The following is a 16,431-nucleotide window of genomic DNA, read 5'->3' on the forward strand; positions in this document are numbered from 1 at the left end:
AGGGAAGGAAACCACGGCCGGGGCCGATTGGTCAAACTTGAATAGCTTCGGATGCGGCTGCCGGGCGGTGCGCCCGGCAGCCCCCGGTCCCGCTACTCGGTGTCGCCCCGGTGCGGGACGCCGGTCGCGTACGGGTTCTCCTCGCCCTCCAGCAGCACCCCCCGGAACGGCTCCCCCTCGCCCGCGAAGGTGTACGCGCCCTCCTCGATCCGGCGGATCAGATCGAGGGTCCACCCCTTGCCGAAGTCGGCGGAGGAGAGCCAGAGATGCATGATCTCGCCGATATGCCCGAACTGGGCGGGCCCCTGCTCCGGGTCGTAGTACTCGGTCACCGAGGAACGCCAGCCCTCCATCTCGGCGATCCGCTCCCGCAGCAGGGCGACCACCTCGGCGCGCTCCAGCTCGACCATGAAGCCGAGCCCGGCGGAGAGGGAGTCCATCTTCTGGTCCCAGCCGGTCAGCGACTCTCTGAGCAGGGCGAGGAACTCCGTCGAACCCTCCTCGGTGATCTCGTACTCCACCCTCGGCGGGCCGCCCGCCGTCGACGGCGCCACCTCGTGGGCGATCAGCAGTCCCTGCTTCGCCATCTGCTTGAGCGCGTGATAGATCGAGCCGGGCTTGGCGTTGGACCACTCGTGGGCGCCCCAGTACTCCAGGTCGTTGCGGACCTGATAGCCGTGGGCCCGCCCGTGCTGACGTACGGAGCCGAGGACGAGCAGCCGGATCGCGGACATGACGGGGTCACCTCTTTCCCGTCCCCCGCCGGACGGGAGACATCAATTTTGACTAGAGTACTCAATTTTGAATACCCTGCCATCATGACCGAGACGACCATCCCGCTCCTCCCGTGTCAAACCACCCTCATGGACGACGTCGTCACCTTCTACGAAGCCCTCGGCTTCGAGACGACCCTCCGCCAGCGCAGCCCCTACCCCTACGCCGTAGTCGAACGCGGCACCGTCGAGCTGCAGTTCTTCGGCATGAAGGAGTACGACCCGGCCGCCTCGTACTCCGGCTGCTACGTCCTCACCGACGACGTGGACAGCCTCCACACCGCCTTCCGGACGGGCCTCAAAACGGCATACGGCCGGATACCGACGCGAGGGCTGCCGCGGATCGGGCCCCTGAAGGACATGTCCTACGGAGTACGGCAGTTCCTGATGACCGACCCCACCGGGAACAGCATCCGGATCGGACAGCTCATCGGCGCCCAAGACACCGACGGCACGATCGGCCCCGCCCCCAAGGAGGTCTTCGAACGGACCCTGCACCTGGCCGTCCTCTTCGCCGACTCCAAGGAGGACCTGCCGGGTGCGGCCCGGATGATCGACCGCGCACTCGCCCGCGACGACCGGAAACCGACACCGCCTCAGTTGCTGCGGCTCCTGATCCTGCGCGGCGACATCGCCCACCGGCAGGGCGACGACGACTTGGCGCGGAGCGCGCTGGCGCAGGCGGCGGAAGTGGAACCGACGCTGTCGGAGGAGGACAGGACGGCGGTACGGGACGACTTGGCGAGGCTCGCGGACTTGACGCGGTAGCGCCTCCCGCGGGGGCGCCTCCCGCTGTGGGGTTCCTGGTCCCCGGGCCCCCGGTGTGGGGTTTCCTGTGCCCAGGCGGGGCCGTTCGCGCCTCAGGCGCCGGCGGGGCTGTTGAAGATGTGACCGTCACTCCAGCGGTATGCGGGCGCACTTGCCCAGCGTCGGGAGGGCCGGTGGCCTCCGGGCTCACCTCCTCACGGACGGCGGAAGTGAGCCTCTTGTCCGGGAGACCCGTCTCTTTTCCGCCATCCGTTGCGGGGGCGACCCTGCACCCCCCGACCACGCCGACTGAACATGCTGCTCGGGGCTGGAGCCCGTCCCGGGGGAGGGGGATGGGTGCCGCCTGGCGTTTGTGGTCCACCCGCGCCCCGGTGGTGGGCTGCCCGCGCAGTTCCCCCGCGCCCCCAAGAGGGCCCGTCTTCTCTACAGGTCCGGCCTCTCCTAGCGGGAGCAGTGCCCTTTTCAGGGCCGGTGCGGGGGAGGCGGTTAGGGGCGCGGGGAACTGCGCGAACGGCCCACGACGGCCCGCGGTCGAAACACCTCCGGAGGAAGCACTATCCGCCCCCGCCCGGAGGGCGCCCCCCTCCCGAGGACGGTCGGGAAAGCAACCAGGGGCGCGGGGAACTGCGCGAACAGCCACGACGGTGGTGCGGACCGCCGACAACAGCAGGGCGCCGGGCGCGACCCGGGGTTGTGGGCCTCAGCCGGAGGGCCAAGGCGCTGGGGGTCCCCCCATTGCCCAAGGCATAGGGGGCGGAACTGCGCGACAAGCCACAGGCGGGCCGCAGGCCGCGGCGCGGCCCGGTAGTGGCGGGGCCTCCCCGGAGGGGCTACGGCGTTTCGCGGTCGAGGGCCAGGAGGCCGAAGGCTGTTTGGCCGTCCAGGGATTCGCGGATGATGTCCGCGTGGCCCGCGTGCCGGGCGAGTTCCTCCACCAGGTGGATCAGGAACCACCGCATCGACACCCGCTCCCCCTGCGGGAACCACGGCGCGTCCGGGAGCGGGAAGGTGTCGTCCATCGAGTCGACGGCGGCGATGAACTCCGTCGTCTGGGCCGATACGTCCGCCCAGAACTTCAGGGTCTCCTCGACGGTCTCGCCGTCCTGGAGGCGGAAGGCGTCGCCCCAGGTCTCCTGGGTGCGGGCGCGTTCGTTGTCGCGCTGCTGGGCCAGCCGGAGCCAGTTCAGCTCGACTTCGGCGACGTGCTTGAGGAGTCCGCCGAGGGACAGCTCGCTGGCGCTGGGGCGGCTGGTGGCCTGCTCGTGGGTGAGGCCGATGACGGAGCGGCGGATCGCGCCCCGCTGGGCCTCGACGAAGGCGAGCAGGGCGCCGCGTTCGTCGCCTCGGGCTTCCGAGGGAACGTGAGTGACCATGGTCTTCGCCTTCCGAAGGGGTTCCAAGGAGAGGCTCGCCCGCTCCTTCCGACACCGCAAACGCTAACGGTCCTTGCGGACAGCTTCTGTCCGCAAGGACCGGGGTCCGGCCGTCAGAACGGGAAGCGCGAGCGGCCGTGCTGGACCGAGATCCACTTCTGGGTGGTGAACGCCTCGATCATCGATTCGCCGTTCAGCCGTCCGCTGCCGGAGTGCTTCTCGCCGCCGAACGGCACGATCGGCTCGTCGTGGACGGTGGAGTCATTGATGTGGATCATTCCGGTGTTGATCCGCTTGGCGATCGCCACGCCGCGTTCCACATCGGCGGTGTGGACGGCGCCGCTGAGGCCGTAGGGCGTGTCGTTGGCGATGCGTACCGCCTCGTCCTCGCCGTCGAAGGGGACGATCAGCGCCACCGGGCCGAAGATCTCCTGGCCCAGGACCGGGGAGTCGACGGCGAGTCCGGTGAGGACGGAGGGCTCGACCAGGTTGCCGTCGGAGCCGCCGCGCAGGAGGGCCGTGGCGCCCGCCTCGACGGTCTGTTCGACCAGGGTCGTGACGGCGTCCGCCTGCCGGGAGTTGATCAGGGGGCCGATGTGGGTGGCCGGGTCGGCGGGGTCGCCCACCTTGAGGGTGCGGACCTTGGCGACGAACTTCTCGGTGAACTCCTTCTCCACCTTGCGGTCGACCAGGACGCGGTTGGCGGCCATGCAGACCTGGCCCTGGTGGACGTAGCGGCTGAAGACCGCCGCGTCGACCGCGTAGTCGATATCGGCGTCGTCGAGGACGATCAGCGCGCTGTTGCCGCCGAGTTCCAGGATGGCCCGCTTGAAGTTGGCCGCGCAGACGGTGGCCACATGCTGGCCGACCTTGTCGGAGCCGGTGAAGGAGATCGCCTTGGGTACCGGGTGTTCGATCAGCGCGTCGCCGATCTCGGCGATATCGGTGATCACCACATTGAGCAGTCCCGGGGGCAGTCCGGCGTCCTCGAAGACCTTGCCGACCAGGGAGCCGCCGCAGATCGGGGTGTTCTGGTGGGGCTTGAGGACGACGGCGTTGCCGAGCGCGAGGGAGGGCGCGACGGATTTGATGGAGAGGAGGAAGGGGAAGTTGAAGGGACTGATGACCCCGACGACCCCGACCGGGAGGCGGTAGACGCGGTTCTCCTTGCCGTCGACCGGGGAGGGCAGGATTCGCCCTTCGGGCCGGAGGGACAGCTGGATGGCCTCGCGCAGGAACTCCTTGGCGAGATGGAGTTCGAAACCGGCCTTGATGTGCGTACCGCCGAGCTCGGCGATGATGGCCTCGGTGATCTCGGCCTCGCGGTCCTCGATGATGCGCAGGGCATTCTCGAAGACCTGGCGGCGTGCGTAGGGATTGGTCTCCGCCCACGCGGGCTGGGCCCGTTCCGCGGCCCGGTACGCCTGGTCCACCTCGGCGGCGGTGGCGACCGGAATGGACGCCAGCTTCTCCCCGTTGAACGGGTTGAAATCGATGATGTCCCAGGAGCCGCTCCCGGGCCTCCACTCGCCGTCGATGTACTGGTGGGCCAGCTCGGTGAACAAGGACATGTTGATCCGATTCCTTACCCTCAGATACCCCGGGAGCGCATGACTGGTCGTGATGCTGATGTCACGTCACTATACGGTCGCATTAATGGAGTTGGTGTAGACCACGATAATAAAAACCGCGGCGGGTCGGGGTTCGGACACCTCGGTACGCGGCGGGGCCCGGCGGGGTCTCGGGACGTACGGGATCACCGCCCGGCGGCCCGGCGGGCGCGGGCCGGGCGGCGGGCAGGCCGGGAGCCGCCCCCGCGGATGCGGGGCGACGGGCGGCGGCCGTCAGGTGAGCTGGAGGAGTCCCCGCAGGATGTCCCGGCTCTCGGCCGGGTCCGGGCTGTCCTCCTGGAGGCGCTTCATCGCCTTCTCGTACTGAAGTACCTCGTCGCCCTTGTCGATGTAGAGCGCGCTGGTGAGCTGCTCCAGATAGACGATGTCGGAGAGGTCGGACTCCGGGAAGCGGAGCATGGTGAAGGCGCCGCTCTCGCCGGAGTGGCCGCCGAAGCTGAAGGGCATCACCTGGAGGGTGACGTTCGGCATCTCGGAGATCTCGATCAGATGCCTCAACTGGCCCTGCATCACGCCCCGGTCGCCGTAGGGGCGGCGGAGCGCGGCCTCGTCGAGTACGGCGTGCAGGTGCGGGGCGCGCTCGGAGACCAGCACTTTCTGGCGTTCGAGGCGCAGGGCGACCCGGCGGTCCACGTCGGCCGGGGTCGCGTTGGGGGTGCCGCGGATGACGACGGCGTGGGCGTACGCCTCCGTCTGGAGCAGTCCGTGGACGAACTGCACCTCGTAGATGCGGATCAGGGAGGCGGCCGCCTCCAGACCGATATATGTCTGGAACCAGCCGGGCAGTACGTCGCCGTACCGCTGCCACCAGCCCGCGATATTGGCCTCCTTGACCAGGCCGAGCAGCGCCTCCCGCTCGGTCTCGTCGGCTACTCCGTAGAGCGTCAGCAGGTCCTCGACGTCCCTCGCCTTGAAACTCACACGACCCAACTCCATGCGGCTGATCTTCGACTCCGACGCACGGATCGAGTAGCCGGCCGCCTCCCGGGTGATGCCGCGCGACTCCCGCAGCCGCCGCAGCTGTGAACCCAGCAGGATGCGCCGCACCACGGATCCGCCACCCGGGCCCTGAGCCCAGGACTCGCCTGCGGTCACGACTCGACCCTCCCCATCCCTCTGTCCGTCCTGTCGCCCGACTGCCGGGAGCCGCCGGCTCCTCGGTTCCGGTGCTCCGGCCTGATCCCCCGTAGCTCCATCTCTACAGGTTCTTCACCTCAGCGTGGAGTACCCCCGGACTCCAAGTGCCGGATTCTGCCACCAAAACACTCCGGGCCGTACTCATCCGGTTACTTAAATAGGAAGCACTTGGGGAGACCATGAAACAGGCGTGAGGAAGATATCCCCCTCAATACCCACAAGAACGGACAGGGGGCCCGCGTGCACGTGCATCTGCCCTTGCATCTGCCCTACGCATTGGGAACCATGGTTGTCGCGCACCTGCGTGCCCGTTCGTGTTGAAACGTCACTGAAGCGTCACAGCCGCGATTCCCGGGAGTGCCTCGCATGGGGACGAATGGATCGACCATGCTCGAGCCTTTGAGGCAGGGGCCGCCACCCGTGGATCCGGCGAGCGCCCTCGGCTCGGCCGCCTGCTCGCTCTCCGCCCGTTACGAGGCGGTGCGCGGTGCGCGGGGGTTCACCCGGGCGACCCTCAAGGACTGGGATCTCTACGACCACTTCGACGACATCGCCCTGGTGGTCTCGGAGTTGGTGACCAACGCGCTGCGGCACGCCCTGCCGGACGAGCCCGCCCGCGAGAGCTTTCTGCCCCCGGTCCGGCTGCATCTGATGCGCTGGCCCGGTCGGCTGGTGGTGGCGGTACGCGACCCCAGCGCGGAGGGCCCCGGCACGGGCGCCGTCGCGCGCCGTAACCCCGCTCGCACTCCGAGCGCCCTCGGTGCCCCCCGTCACGGGGTGAGCCCGTTGAACGCAGTGGACGCCCTGGACCGGACCGGCTCCCGTGAACCCCTGGACGCCGTCGAGGGGTTCGAAGGGAAGGGGTTCGAGGGGAAGGGCTTCGACGGCGAGAGATTCGAGGCCGGGGCATTCGGGACCGACGGATTCGAGGCCGACGGGTTCGAGACCGAGGGGTTCGAGCAGTCCTTTCCCGATCCGGACGGCACCGCCGAATCCGGCCGGGGGCTCTTCCTGGTCGACGCCTACGCCGACAGTTGGGGATGGCATCCGCTCGCCGGGGCGCTGCACGGCAAGGTCGTGTGGGCGTTGTTCAGGCTGGCTTGAGCGGCGCGGGGTCGGAGTCGGGCGCGTCGGGGGCGCGCCGAACCGGCCGGGGGAACGGGTCCGCCCACGGGCGGACCCGTTCCCGTGTTCCTGCGGCCCGCGGATCCATGGCCGGGCCCGTAACGGCACAGGCTCATAACGGCCTTCGGCCCGTACGGGGCTGACCCGGACCGCCGTCGGCGCCCGGGTCGTCCAGCACTAGGTCGGGTCCCGGGGCCCGCGGCTTTACGCGGTCGCGGTCCGGGACGCGCGGAGTCAGTTCTCGGCGATCAAATGGTCAAACTCGCCGTCCTTCACTCCCAGGAGCATCGCCTCGATCTCCGCCGGGGTGTAGACGAGCGCCGGTCCGTCCGGAAAACGGGAATTGCGGACCGCCACCCTCCCTCCCGGCAGCTTGGCGAATTCCACGCAGGAACCCTGGGAGTTGCTGTGCCTGCTCTTCTGCCAGACGACCCCGTGAAGCTCCGCGGCCGCCATGCCGTTGTACGCGTGGTGCACGAGTAGCTCCCGAAGTACAAGGTGCATGTGTCAACAGTCGGGGATCATAGCTGTGTTTCACGTGCGAATGCATGAGCGTTCGCACGGGCATATGCACGTGCACGCGGGGTGGCGTTCCGGTTACGCAGGTGAAGGGTGCTCAGGTCACGGCCGGCCGTCCCACGGCCGCGGCCCCGATGCGTGGCGGAGCGAATCCCTCGTACACAGGGAGAGACGCGTAAGAGGGCTGCAAGGCTCCCGAATTCAGGTAACAGTCCGGGCAGCGGCCCGCCCGTGACGGCCGGGCGGGGGCGGGCGGCCGGACCGGACGGCCGGATCTCGCCGGGCCGAAGGCCGGGACACGGGGCGGTAGGGCTCATCGCGTTCGGTCCCCCTTGGGCGGCAGCGCGTCGGAGAGTTCGGTCAGGGCCGTGCCGATCAGGGCGGCCCCGGGTTCGAGGACGTCGTGCGAGTCCTCCCAGCGCGCCAGCGCCTCTTTGACCCGTCCCCATTCGGGCCGCCGACGCTCCCGTACCGCCCGGGCCGCGCGTTCGGCGTCCGTCCGCAGCGCATCGGCGAGCTTCGCGGCGCCCGGCACCGGCGCGTCCCCGTGGGCGGGCAGATGAGCCTCCATCAGCATCGCGCCGCGCCCGATCCCGCCGAGCGCCTCTCCGGCGGCGTCCGCCGCGGCGTGTGACAGTCCCCGGCTGCGTACCGGCTCGTCGGCGGCTCTGGCCAGGGCGTCCCGCCAGGCGATCCGGGCGTCCCGGGCGGCCAGCAGCGCGTCCCGGATCTCCCGTTCGGCGGCCTCGGTGGCGTCGGGGTCGGCGTAGTGGTCGACCACGGCCGCCGCGTAGCGGCAGTCGGCGAGCAGCCAGTCCGCCAGCCGGTTCCGCAGCCGGGGCGTCTCCCAGGCCGGGTAGAGCGCGTACGAGAGCATCGCCAGCAGACCCCCGATCAGGGTGAGCAGAATGCGTTCCGGCACGGTCTGGCCCGCCTCCTCGCCGCCCATCCAGAGCAGGCAGACGACATAGGCGGAGATCCCGACATTGGCCGCCGCGTACCCCGTGCGCAGCACGAGATACGTGGCGAAGGCGCAGAGCACCGAGAGCGCCGCCGCCGCCCGGATTCCCGGGTCCGCCGTCTCCACCAGGGCCGTCGCGACCCCGACGCCGATCAGGGTGCCGCCGAAGCGGGCCACGGAACGGGCGTACGTCTGCGAGAAGTCGGGCCGCATCACCATCACGGCGGTCATCGGCGCCCAGTAGCCGTGGCCGAGCGGCAGGGCCGTACCCGCGAGATAGCTGGCGACGACGACCGTGGCGACCCGGACCGCGTGCCGCAGTACGGGCGAGCCGCGCCGCAGTTCGGCCCGTACGGTACGGATCGCGCCGGGCAGCAGCCGCAGCAGCGACGGCCGGTCCCGGAACCCCGTACCGCCGCCCTCGCCCCGGGCGGTCTCGGTGACGTCGGCGAGCAGCGCGGCCAGCCGGACGGCGGCCCGGCGGGGCGGCCCGGTGAGGATCGCGCCGGTGTCGGGGGTGCGGAGGGCGGCGAGGGCGGGCGCGGGGAGCCGGGGCGGTTCGCCGTGCCGGACGGCCTGGGCCGCCGCGTCCAGTACGGAGGCGGCGGCGGCCAGCAACTCCCGTACCCGCTCCCGGCCCGGCCCTTCCTCCGGTACGCCGAACGCCGGGTCGGCCAGCGACGCCAGTACGGGCCGCAGCCGCTCGGCGATACCCCGGGCGCCGTGCAGCTCGGCCGGGCGGCGGCGGGCCTGGCGGGGGCTGACGGCGGCGGCGCTGCGGGCCAGCATCAGGGGCGCGGGGTCGAAGGCGGCCCTCGGGTCGCGGCGCAGCCGGCGGGCGTAGTCGGCCTCGGCGGCGAGCGCGTCGGCCAGGGCGTCGCGCTGGGCGCCCCAGCGGCGGATCGGCAGCAGCACGATCAGCGCCGCCTGGACGAGCCCGCCCGCCGCGATCACGGCGGCGTGTCCGGCGGCGGTCGCCACCGAGGTCGGCAGGGTGACCGTGACCAGCATGATCGCCACATTGGACGAGGCGATGATGCCGACGGTCGGCCCGAGCGCCCAGGCCAGTCCGGAGGCCAGCGCCCAGACCGCCAGCAGCACCGTGAAGAGCGGGAGGCGGCCGACCGTGAGATAGCCGACGAAGGTGGAGACGGCGAGCGAGCCGCCGGAGGCCAGGGCCAGTACGGGCCGGGGCCGCCAGCTCCGCTGGAAGGTCGCGATCACGGCCTGGAACGCGCCGAAGGCCGAACTGACGGCGGCCAGCGGGCCGAAGAGGGCGAGGGTGGAGCCGACGACGAGGGCGAGGCCGAGGGCGCCCCGGAGAGCGAGGAGGGGTTCGAGTCCGGAGCGGTCGACGGCGAGTCCGGACCGCGCGGTCTCCCTCAGCGCGCGGAACCAGGTCATGGCGGTGAGGTTATCTGCCCGAGTTTGTATGGTTATGACGCGGCGCGCGGGTTCGGGCACCGACCCGGAGGTCCCCAACCCCCAAATAATTGTTTGACGGTGGGGTGGGGGCGGTCGGAGACTGCTCGCCATGGTCGAAGCCGAGTCCCGTGAAAGCGCCGAGCCCCGCCGAGCAACCGAGCTGCGTTCCTATCGCGCCCTGGCGCACCCCTTGCGCCTCAGGCTCCTCTCCCTGCTCACCGGTGCCCCGCTGAGCAGCGCCGAGGCCGCCCGCGAACTGGGCGAGACCCAGGCGAACATCAGCTACCACATACGGTTGCTGTACGACGCCGGGCTCCTCGAACTGGCGGAGGAGACCACCGTCCGGGGCGGACGCGCCAAGCGCTACCGCCACCCCGTCGACGGCCCGGCGCTCCCGGCGGGCGGCCCCGAGGACCATGTCGCGGTGGCGTCCGCCCTCGCCTCGGAGATGGTCCGGCGCAGCGGTCAGCGGATCCCCGGACTCCCCGGCGACCTCACGGACGCCGAGCTGACCGTACGCCCCGAGACCTGGGAACGGGCCCGCGCGCTCGCCGCCGAACTGGGCCGGATCGTGCACGAGGAAGCGCTGCCGCCGGGCACGGAGGGGGCGGTACGGATGAGCGCGACGGTGCTGCTGTTCCGGATGGCGGAGAACGAGGACCAGGGTGAGCCGGAGACGGGCGGGAAGCCGGAGCCGGACGCGGATGCTTCCGGTGACGCTTCCGACGGTGCTTCCGGCAGCGTTTCCCGGGAGGCCCGGTGAGCGGCGGGCGCGCGATCGCCAAAGGTGCCCTGTTCGCGCCGCTGCGGCACCCCTCGTTCCGCCGTCTCGTCATCGGCCGGACCACGACCCAGCTGGCCAACGCCATGGCCCCGGTCCTGCTCGCCTTCGCCGTACTCGACCTCACGGGCTCCGCCGTGATGCTGGGTCTGGTGGTCGGCGCCCGGTCGATCGCCAATGTGCTGCTGGTCCTCTTCGGCGGGCTGCTCGCCGACCGGCTCCCGAGGGCCGTGATCCTCCAGGGCACGAGTGTCGGCGCGGCCCTCGCCCAGGCGGGCGTGGCGGCCGGGCTGCTGCTCGATATGTCGTCGATGACGCTGCTGGTGGTGCTGAGCGTGCTCAACGGCGCGCTGTCGGCGGTCTCGCTGCCCGCGACGTCGGCGCTGATCCCGCAGGTCGCGCCGGAGGGCATGCTGCGCGGCTCGAACGCGGTGATGCGGATGGGCGCCAATCTCGGCGTGATCACCGGCGCGTCCCTCGGCGGGCTGCTGGCGTCGGCGCTCGGCTCCGGCTGGGGTATGGCGCTGAACGCGCTGGTGTTCCTGGGCGCGGCGGTGGCGTACCACGGTGTCCGGGTCCCCCCGGCGCCGACCGACGCCGCTCCCCCGCCCCGGGCCCGGCCGCTGAAGGAACTGCGCGAGGGCTGGACCGAGTTCACGTCCCGGACCTGGGTGTGGGTGGTGGTCTGCCAGTTCTTCGTGGTCAACGCGGTGATGTCCGGCGGGATCCAGGTCCTCGGCCCGGCGATCGCGGACGACACCTTCGGCCGTACGGCCTGGGGTCTGGTGCTGGCCACCCAGATGGCCGGGGCGTTCGTCGGCGGCTTCCTCGTGGCCCGGTCGCGCTCCCGCCATATGCTGCGGATCGGTGTGGCGGTGGTCGCCCTCGACGCGCTGCCGCTGATCGCGCTGGCGGAGGCGGCCCCGGTGGCGCTGCTGATGACGGCGATGTTCGTGAACGGAATGGCGATCGAACAGTTCGGGGTGGCCTGGGACCTCTCCCTCCAGGAGAACGTGCCGCAGGACCGGCTGGCCCGGGTCTATTCGTACGACATCCTCGGCTCCCTGCTCGCCCTGCCCGTCGGCGAGATGGTCGCGGGCCCGCTGGCGGAGGAGTACGGCACCCGGGCGACGCTGCTGGGCGGGGTGGCGCTCACCACGGCGGCGACGGCGGCGGCGCTCTGCAGCCGCCAGGTCCGGTCGCTGACGGTCCGGGGCGCGGCGGCGGAAACGCCCGTAGGGCCGGGGACGGATGCCCCGACGCCCGACGCCCGGAAGCCGGACGCCCTGCCGGAGACCATGCCTTAGCTCCGCCGTTCGGGCGCCGGGACGCCCTCTTTCAAGAGGACCACGTCCCGGTCGACCGCGATCGCCAGCAGCCCCGGGGAGGCCCGGACCAGGTCGGTCGCGCGGTCGGGCAGGTCGAGCAGGGCGAGGGGGCGGCCGGTGGGCCGGTGCCAGACCCGGAGGGTGTGGTCGCTGCCGAGGGAGAAGACGGCGGGCTCCCCGGCGTACCGGCCGTGAACGACCCGGCGGGGAGCGCCCCGGTGCCCCCGCATCCGTACCTCCGACGCCTCGCCGGTGAGCGCGTCCCAGGTCCGGATCTCTCCGGTGCCGTCGCCCGTGAGGACCAGCGGACGGCCGGGGCCGTCGGTGACGGTGACGGTGACGGAGGTGACGGGCGCGGGGACCGTGCCGGTCGCGAGCGGGGTGAGGGCGTCCTCCGTGAGCCGCCAGAAGCGGACGGCGCCGTCCCAGCCGGTGGAGACGAGCCGGTCCGTGCCGGGGACGAACACGAGGCCGGAGACCATCTCCCGGTGCGCGGAGGGGTGTTCCCCGATGAGCGCGCCGGTCGCCGCGTCCCAGAAGGCGATCGTCTCGTGGCTGCCCGCCGCGACGACGGTCCGCCCGTCGAGCCGTCCGGTGGCGAGCGCCGTGACCCGGCCCGCGTCGAAGGTCAGGGTGCGGCCGACCGGGGTGCCGTGTTCGAGGTCCCAGATCCGGATCTCCCAGCTCGCACCGGCCGTGACGACGACCGGCCGCCGCCCGAGCCGGGTGACGGCCAGGGCGGAGAGCCCCACCTGCCCGGTCTCCAGCCGTCGCAGGGTGCGGCCGGTCGCCAGGTCCCGTATCCACACCTCGCCCCGTACGGCCCCGATGACGACCCGGCGGCCCCGAACGGCACCGGTCGCCAGGGCCGTGACCTGGCCGGGGTGGCGTACCCCGGAGTCGGGGGCGGTCGGGGTGTCGAGATCCCAGACCCGTACGGTCCCGTCGGCGGCACCGCCCACCAGCAGCGGGCGGCCGTCGGAACGGGCGAAGGCGAGGGCGGTGACCGAGCGGGCGCCGCCGCCGAGTACGCGTACGGGCTGGCCGGTGTCCCCCAGGGAGTGGAGGGTGACGGCCGGGCCCCGGGCGACGGCGAGCAGCGGCTCCCCGGCTGAGTCCGGCAGCAGGGTCAGCGGACCGGAGTCGTCGTTCTCCCCGTCCGGGTCGGGGATCGTGGTCAGTTCGTCGTACGGCAGATCGCCGGTGGTGTCGACGGTCCAGACGACGGTTCCGCCGGGGGTCCGGGCGGCGACCACCGTCCGGCCGGGCCGGACCGCGTACACGGCCATGGACCGGACCGGGCCCCTGATCCAGTTGCGGCTGGTCGCCACGAGCAGATCGTCGCTCTCCAGGTCAACCAGTTGGAGCCGGGGGCGCAGCGCCGAGCCGGAAGCGAGGGCGACGACCGGGGACCCGTACGGCTCGTACGCGATGTTCTGTACATTCTCCGCGAACTGATGCGACTCAGCCCTTTCGAGGAAGAACCGGATCAGTCCGTCCGGGCCGCCATCGAGCATCCTGAGCCGCCGCCCGTCGCGCCGGAGGTATCCCGGCCGGTTCGTCAGTTCGGACTCCGTCTCCGTCAGGGGCCCCGGGTTCACCGGCCTCGGGAACATCGGCCAGGACCGTTCGGAAGAGGCGGCTTCCGCCGGGAACCGCTGCCCTCTGGCCAGGTCCCAGCGGGCCGTGCCACCGCCGAATACGCCGGTACCGGATCGGATCTCCGTACGTCCCCGTCCATCCGTCGATCTGATGTTCAGCCATCTGACCGGCCCCGGCCCGCCCCGCAGGACCGTCGCCGCCGCTTCCTCGCCCGCCGAGCCGGACGCCCACAGCGGGGTCCAGCCCCCGGCAGGCGGCAGACCTCCGCCGATCAGGGGCAGCAGACCGCCCCGGCCGGACCGTACGGCGTCGATGGCGAGCAGGGACCGGCGTCCGGCGGCGTCCACGGCGGCGTGCCGGATACCGGACTTCCGGTAGACGGCGGCGAGTTCCCGGGCCGTGTCGCCCCGGGCGTACTCCATGGCCAGGAACGAAGGGCCGGTGTGGATCAGGAAGCCGGGGTCGGCGATGAGTTCATCGGCCCGCCGGGCGTCGGCGGCGTGTTCGAGGGCGTGGCGGGCGTGGTACGGCAGCGCCAGGTCCCAGCGGAGCGGTGCGCCCGGTGCGGTACGCAGCGGATTGAGCAGCCCGTCGTAAACGGTCAGGGCGGCCCGGTAGCGGCGGCCCGCGAGCTGGTCGACGAGTTGCTGATGGAACAGCCGGTAGAGGGTGGGGCCTTCGGGGTCGGCGGTCCGGCGGAGGTAGAAGGCGAGCCGGTCGAGGGTGGCGGCGGTCTGCTCGGCCGTGGGCCCGTCCGGCAGGGGTTCCCGTTCTACGTCGGGTTCGGTGAGGACTCCGTCGTCCGACGCGCCGCGGTCCCGCCACGCCCTGGCCCGGACGAACTCCGTGGCGACCACGCGGAGCAGCGCGGCGGGCATCCCGGGGTGCTTGGCGTACGCCAATGCCTTCAGCAGAGGCCGGGCGAACGGGTCCTCCAGTCGGGCGAGTTCCAGTTCCAGCATGTCCACGACCGTGCGCGGCGCCCGGGCGACGACCGCCGTGACCTGGTCGGGCGCGACGGGCGCGGTGGCGGCGAGGAGTTGGTGGAGATAGAGCCGGGCCAGGAGGTACGGGCCGGGGGCGGCGCCGTCCTCCAGTGGCTCGTCGGGCACGAGGGCGGCGGCGAGTTCGGTGGCCAGCTTCTCCCGTACGGCCGCCTGCCCCTTGGCGTGGTACAGCGGCGAGAGTTCCAGATGGCGGCGGACGAATCCGGCGACATCGGTCCGGAGGACGGCCGGGTCGGCGTCGTCGAGGTCGACGAGGAGCCCGGCGGCCCGCGCCTCGGCCACGATCCGGGGCACGGTGTCCGTGGTCCGGGTCCCGACGAGCAGCCGGCAGACGGGCCGGGGGCCGCCCCTGCTCCGCTGGTCGACCCGGGTCAGGGCCAGCGGCAGCAGCAGTACCTCGACCAGTTCGCCCGGGTCCAGCGCCTCGTCCAGGGCGTCCACGACGACGGTGGGGACCGGGCCGCGCCTGCGTTTTGCCGTCGCGGTCAGCCGTTGGACCAGTTCGGCCGGGGTCACCCCCTGCGGCGGGAGTGAGGAGAGCCGGAGCTGCTTGGCGATGGAGGTGGCGAGCCGTCCGGCGTCCCGGCCCCGGGCGTGGACGGCGGCGAAGGTGTCGTCCCGCCCGGGGAGCGCGGACTGCGGCAGCCGCTGGAACAGGGCGTCCCTGAGCTCGGGCTGGGCCGCGCAGACCAGCAGCCCGAGGAGGGCCGACTTTCCGGTACCGGGGCCGCCGGTGACCACGGCGAGGCTCTCCGGGACCGTGCCGTCGACCCAGGGCGTCAGCATGTCCAGCTCCGCCGTCCGCCCGCTGAACAGGCAGGTCGTGGTGGCCGTATCGGTCGACGTGCCGCCGAAGGCGCGGGTGATGTAGTGGTGGGCGTCGAGGACCGGGTCGAGTTCGGCGAGAATACTGCGGAGCGACTCCTCGGCGGCCTGGCGGAGTCGGGCGAGCGGCGTGGGCGCGTACCGGGGATTGCGGAACAGTCGCTGCGACGGTTCGTCGCCGAGGGCGATCGGGGTGCTGTCGAGATGCTGCTCGGCGCTTTCCGCGTCCCGCCAGAGCGTGTCGAGCGTCGTCCGTATCTCGCGGGTGACCAGGGACAGCGGTACGTACTCCAGCGACGCGTCGGTGTCGAGGCCGTTGACGCGCAGCCGCTCCAGGACGAGGGCGACGGCCTGGCTGAACCGGCCGTTGTACGCCTGCTCGTCCGGCGCGGCGGCCGCCAGCACCCAGGCCCGGCGGGCGGCGGCACCCCGGGCCCCGGCGCGCAGTCCGGCTGACCAGGTCTGCCAGTTCTGCCACTGCCAGCGGACGGCGGCGCCCGCGTGGCAGACGTCGAGCAGTACGAGCGCGGCGGACCGCTCCGAGTTCTCCAGGTCCCGCAGCAGGGACTCGACGTCGAGGCCCTGGTTCGGCTTGCTGTCCGCGAGGGCGATCCGGAGGGCGCCGGTACGGTCCGTCCAGCCGTGGCTGATGACATGGAGGACGAGCCCGCCGCCCGGGCGTTCGTCGGCGATGACGTCGTCGAGGGTCGCGCGGGCGACGGTCCGGGTGGGGTCGGCGAGGACGCCGTCGCCGTGGAGGTGGTAGCCGAGTCCGGTGAGGGAGGCGCCGACGGCCTCGGCCCGGGAACGGGCGAAGCCGAGCCGGGCGAAGCCGGTGGTGTCGGTGAGCGGCGGGGCCTCGGCGTACGGATCGACGACGGGGGTGTGCCGGAAGTCGCCGACGGAGAGGACGAGGGCGGTGCCGGGCGTCGGCTCGGGTGCGGTCGCGGCCGTGGCGGTCGCCGGGCCAGCCGGGTCCGGGGCGGGCGTCTCCGCCGGGTCCGCCAGGTCCGCCGGGTCCGCCGCGAGGACGGGTTCGGCTGACTCAACCGGGTCGGCCGGGTCGATAGGGACGATGGGGTTACGGGGACCGGGCGGGGTCCCCCCGTACGTCCCCTGGCGCTCCGGCGGCGGCGCCGCGTCGGGCGTGGCGGTCATGGGGAGCGGGGCCCTCGG

11 protein-coding genes are annotated in these 16,431 nt (G+C 72.2%); 4 read left to right on the top strand and 7 right to left on the bottom strand.

The window, feature by feature from the left end; translation table 11 throughout:
- Positions 1 to 92: 92 nt before the first annotated feature.
- A complete protein-coding gene (locus AB0G74_RS20600) occupies positions 93 to 734 on the bottom strand; it encodes a PadR family transcriptional regulator (protein WP_361148227.1) in 642 nt (213 codons plus the stop codon).
- An 84-nt stretch (positions 735 to 818) separates the two neighbouring features.
- On the opposite strand from AB0G74_RS20600, the gene AB0G74_RS20605 reads away from it, so the two are divergent.
- The gene (locus AB0G74_RS20605; RefSeq protein ID WP_361148229.1) at positions 819 to 1,541 is read left to right on the top strand and encodes a VOC family protein; all 723 of its coding nucleotides are present in this window, start codon (positions 819 to 821) and stop codon (positions 1,539 to 1,541) included.
- Positions 1,542 to 2,371: 830 nt separating this feature from the next.
- Here AB0G74_RS20605 and AB0G74_RS20610 read toward each other — a convergent pair.
- From AB0G74_RS20610 to AB0G74_RS20620, 3 genes are all read right to left on the bottom strand, one after another.
- Positions 2,372 to 2,914, bottom strand: a complete 543-nt coding sequence (locus AB0G74_RS20610; RefSeq protein WP_361148231.1) for a DinB family protein — start codon at positions 2,912 to 2,914, stop codon at positions 2,372 to 2,374.
- A gap of 113 nt (positions 2,915 to 3,027) precedes the next feature.
- Positions 3,028 to 4,485 carry an aldehyde dehydrogenase family protein gene (locus AB0G74_RS20615; RefSeq protein WP_361148233.1) on the bottom strand — a complete coding sequence of 486 codons (1,458 nt, stop codon included), beginning with the start codon at positions 4,483 to 4,485 and terminating at the stop codon, positions 3,028 to 3,030.
- Positions 4,486 to 4,758: 273 nt separating this feature from the next.
- On the bottom strand, positions 4,759 to 5,592 hold the full coding sequence (locus tag AB0G74_RS20620) for a helix-turn-helix transcriptional regulator (RefSeq protein ID WP_358826769.1): 834 nt from the start codon (positions 5,590 to 5,592) through the stop codon (positions 4,759 to 4,761).
- Between the two features lie 456 nt (positions 5,593 to 6,048).
- Here AB0G74_RS20620 and AB0G74_RS20625 point away from each other — a divergent pair, with 456 nt between their 5' ends.
- The gene (locus tag AB0G74_RS20625) at positions 6,049 to 6,786 is read left to right on the top strand and encodes an ATP-binding protein (RefSeq protein WP_361148235.1); all 738 of its coding nucleotides are present in this window, start codon (positions 6,049 to 6,051) and stop codon (positions 6,784 to 6,786) included.
- Positions 6,787 to 7,041: 255 nt separating this feature from the next.
- On the opposite strand, the gene AB0G74_RS20630 is transcribed toward AB0G74_RS20625, so the two are convergent.
- Positions 7,042 to 7,284, bottom strand: a complete 243-nt coding sequence (locus tag AB0G74_RS20630) for a DUF397 domain-containing protein (RefSeq protein ID WP_358826768.1) — start codon at positions 7,282 to 7,284, stop codon at positions 7,042 to 7,044.
- A 355-nt stretch (positions 7,285 to 7,639) separates the two neighbouring features.
- The gene (locus AB0G74_RS20635) at positions 7,640 to 9,691 is read right to left on the bottom strand and encodes an FUSC family protein (RefSeq protein ID WP_361148237.1); all 2,052 of its coding nucleotides are present in this window, start codon (positions 9,689 to 9,691) and stop codon (positions 7,640 to 7,642) included.
- A 130-nt stretch (positions 9,692 to 9,821) separates the two neighbouring features.
- Between AB0G74_RS20635 and AB0G74_RS20640 the strand changes: the two genes are divergently transcribed.
- Both AB0G74_RS20640 and AB0G74_RS20645 read left to right on the top strand, forming a co-directional pair.
- Positions 9,822 to 10,475: a helix-turn-helix domain-containing protein gene (locus tag AB0G74_RS20640; protein WP_361148239.1), complete on the top strand. Its 654-nt coding sequence runs from the start codon at positions 9,822 to 9,824 to the stop codon at positions 10,473 to 10,475.
- Entirely contained in the window at positions 10,472 to 11,800 is a 1,329-nt protein-coding gene (locus AB0G74_RS20645; RefSeq protein ID WP_361148241.1) for an MFS transporter, read from the top strand. Before AB0G74_RS20640 ends, AB0G74_RS20645 begins: the two co-directional genes overlap by 4 nt.
- Here AB0G74_RS20645 and AB0G74_RS20650 read toward each other — a convergent pair.
- The gene (locus tag AB0G74_RS20650; protein WP_361148243.1) at positions 11,797 to 16,413 is read right to left on the bottom strand and encodes a WD40 repeat domain-containing protein; all 4,617 of its coding nucleotides are present in this window, start codon (positions 16,411 to 16,413) and stop codon (positions 11,797 to 11,799) included. The two genes, AB0G74_RS20645 and AB0G74_RS20650, sit on opposite strands and share 4 nt — an antisense overlap.
- Positions 16,414 to 16,431 lie beyond the last annotated feature (18 nt).

The sequence above is a fragment of the Streptomyces sp. NPDC020875 genome (assembly GCF_040641415.1).
GTDB lineage: Bacteria > Actinomycetota > Actinomycetes > Streptomycetales > Streptomycetaceae > Streptomyces.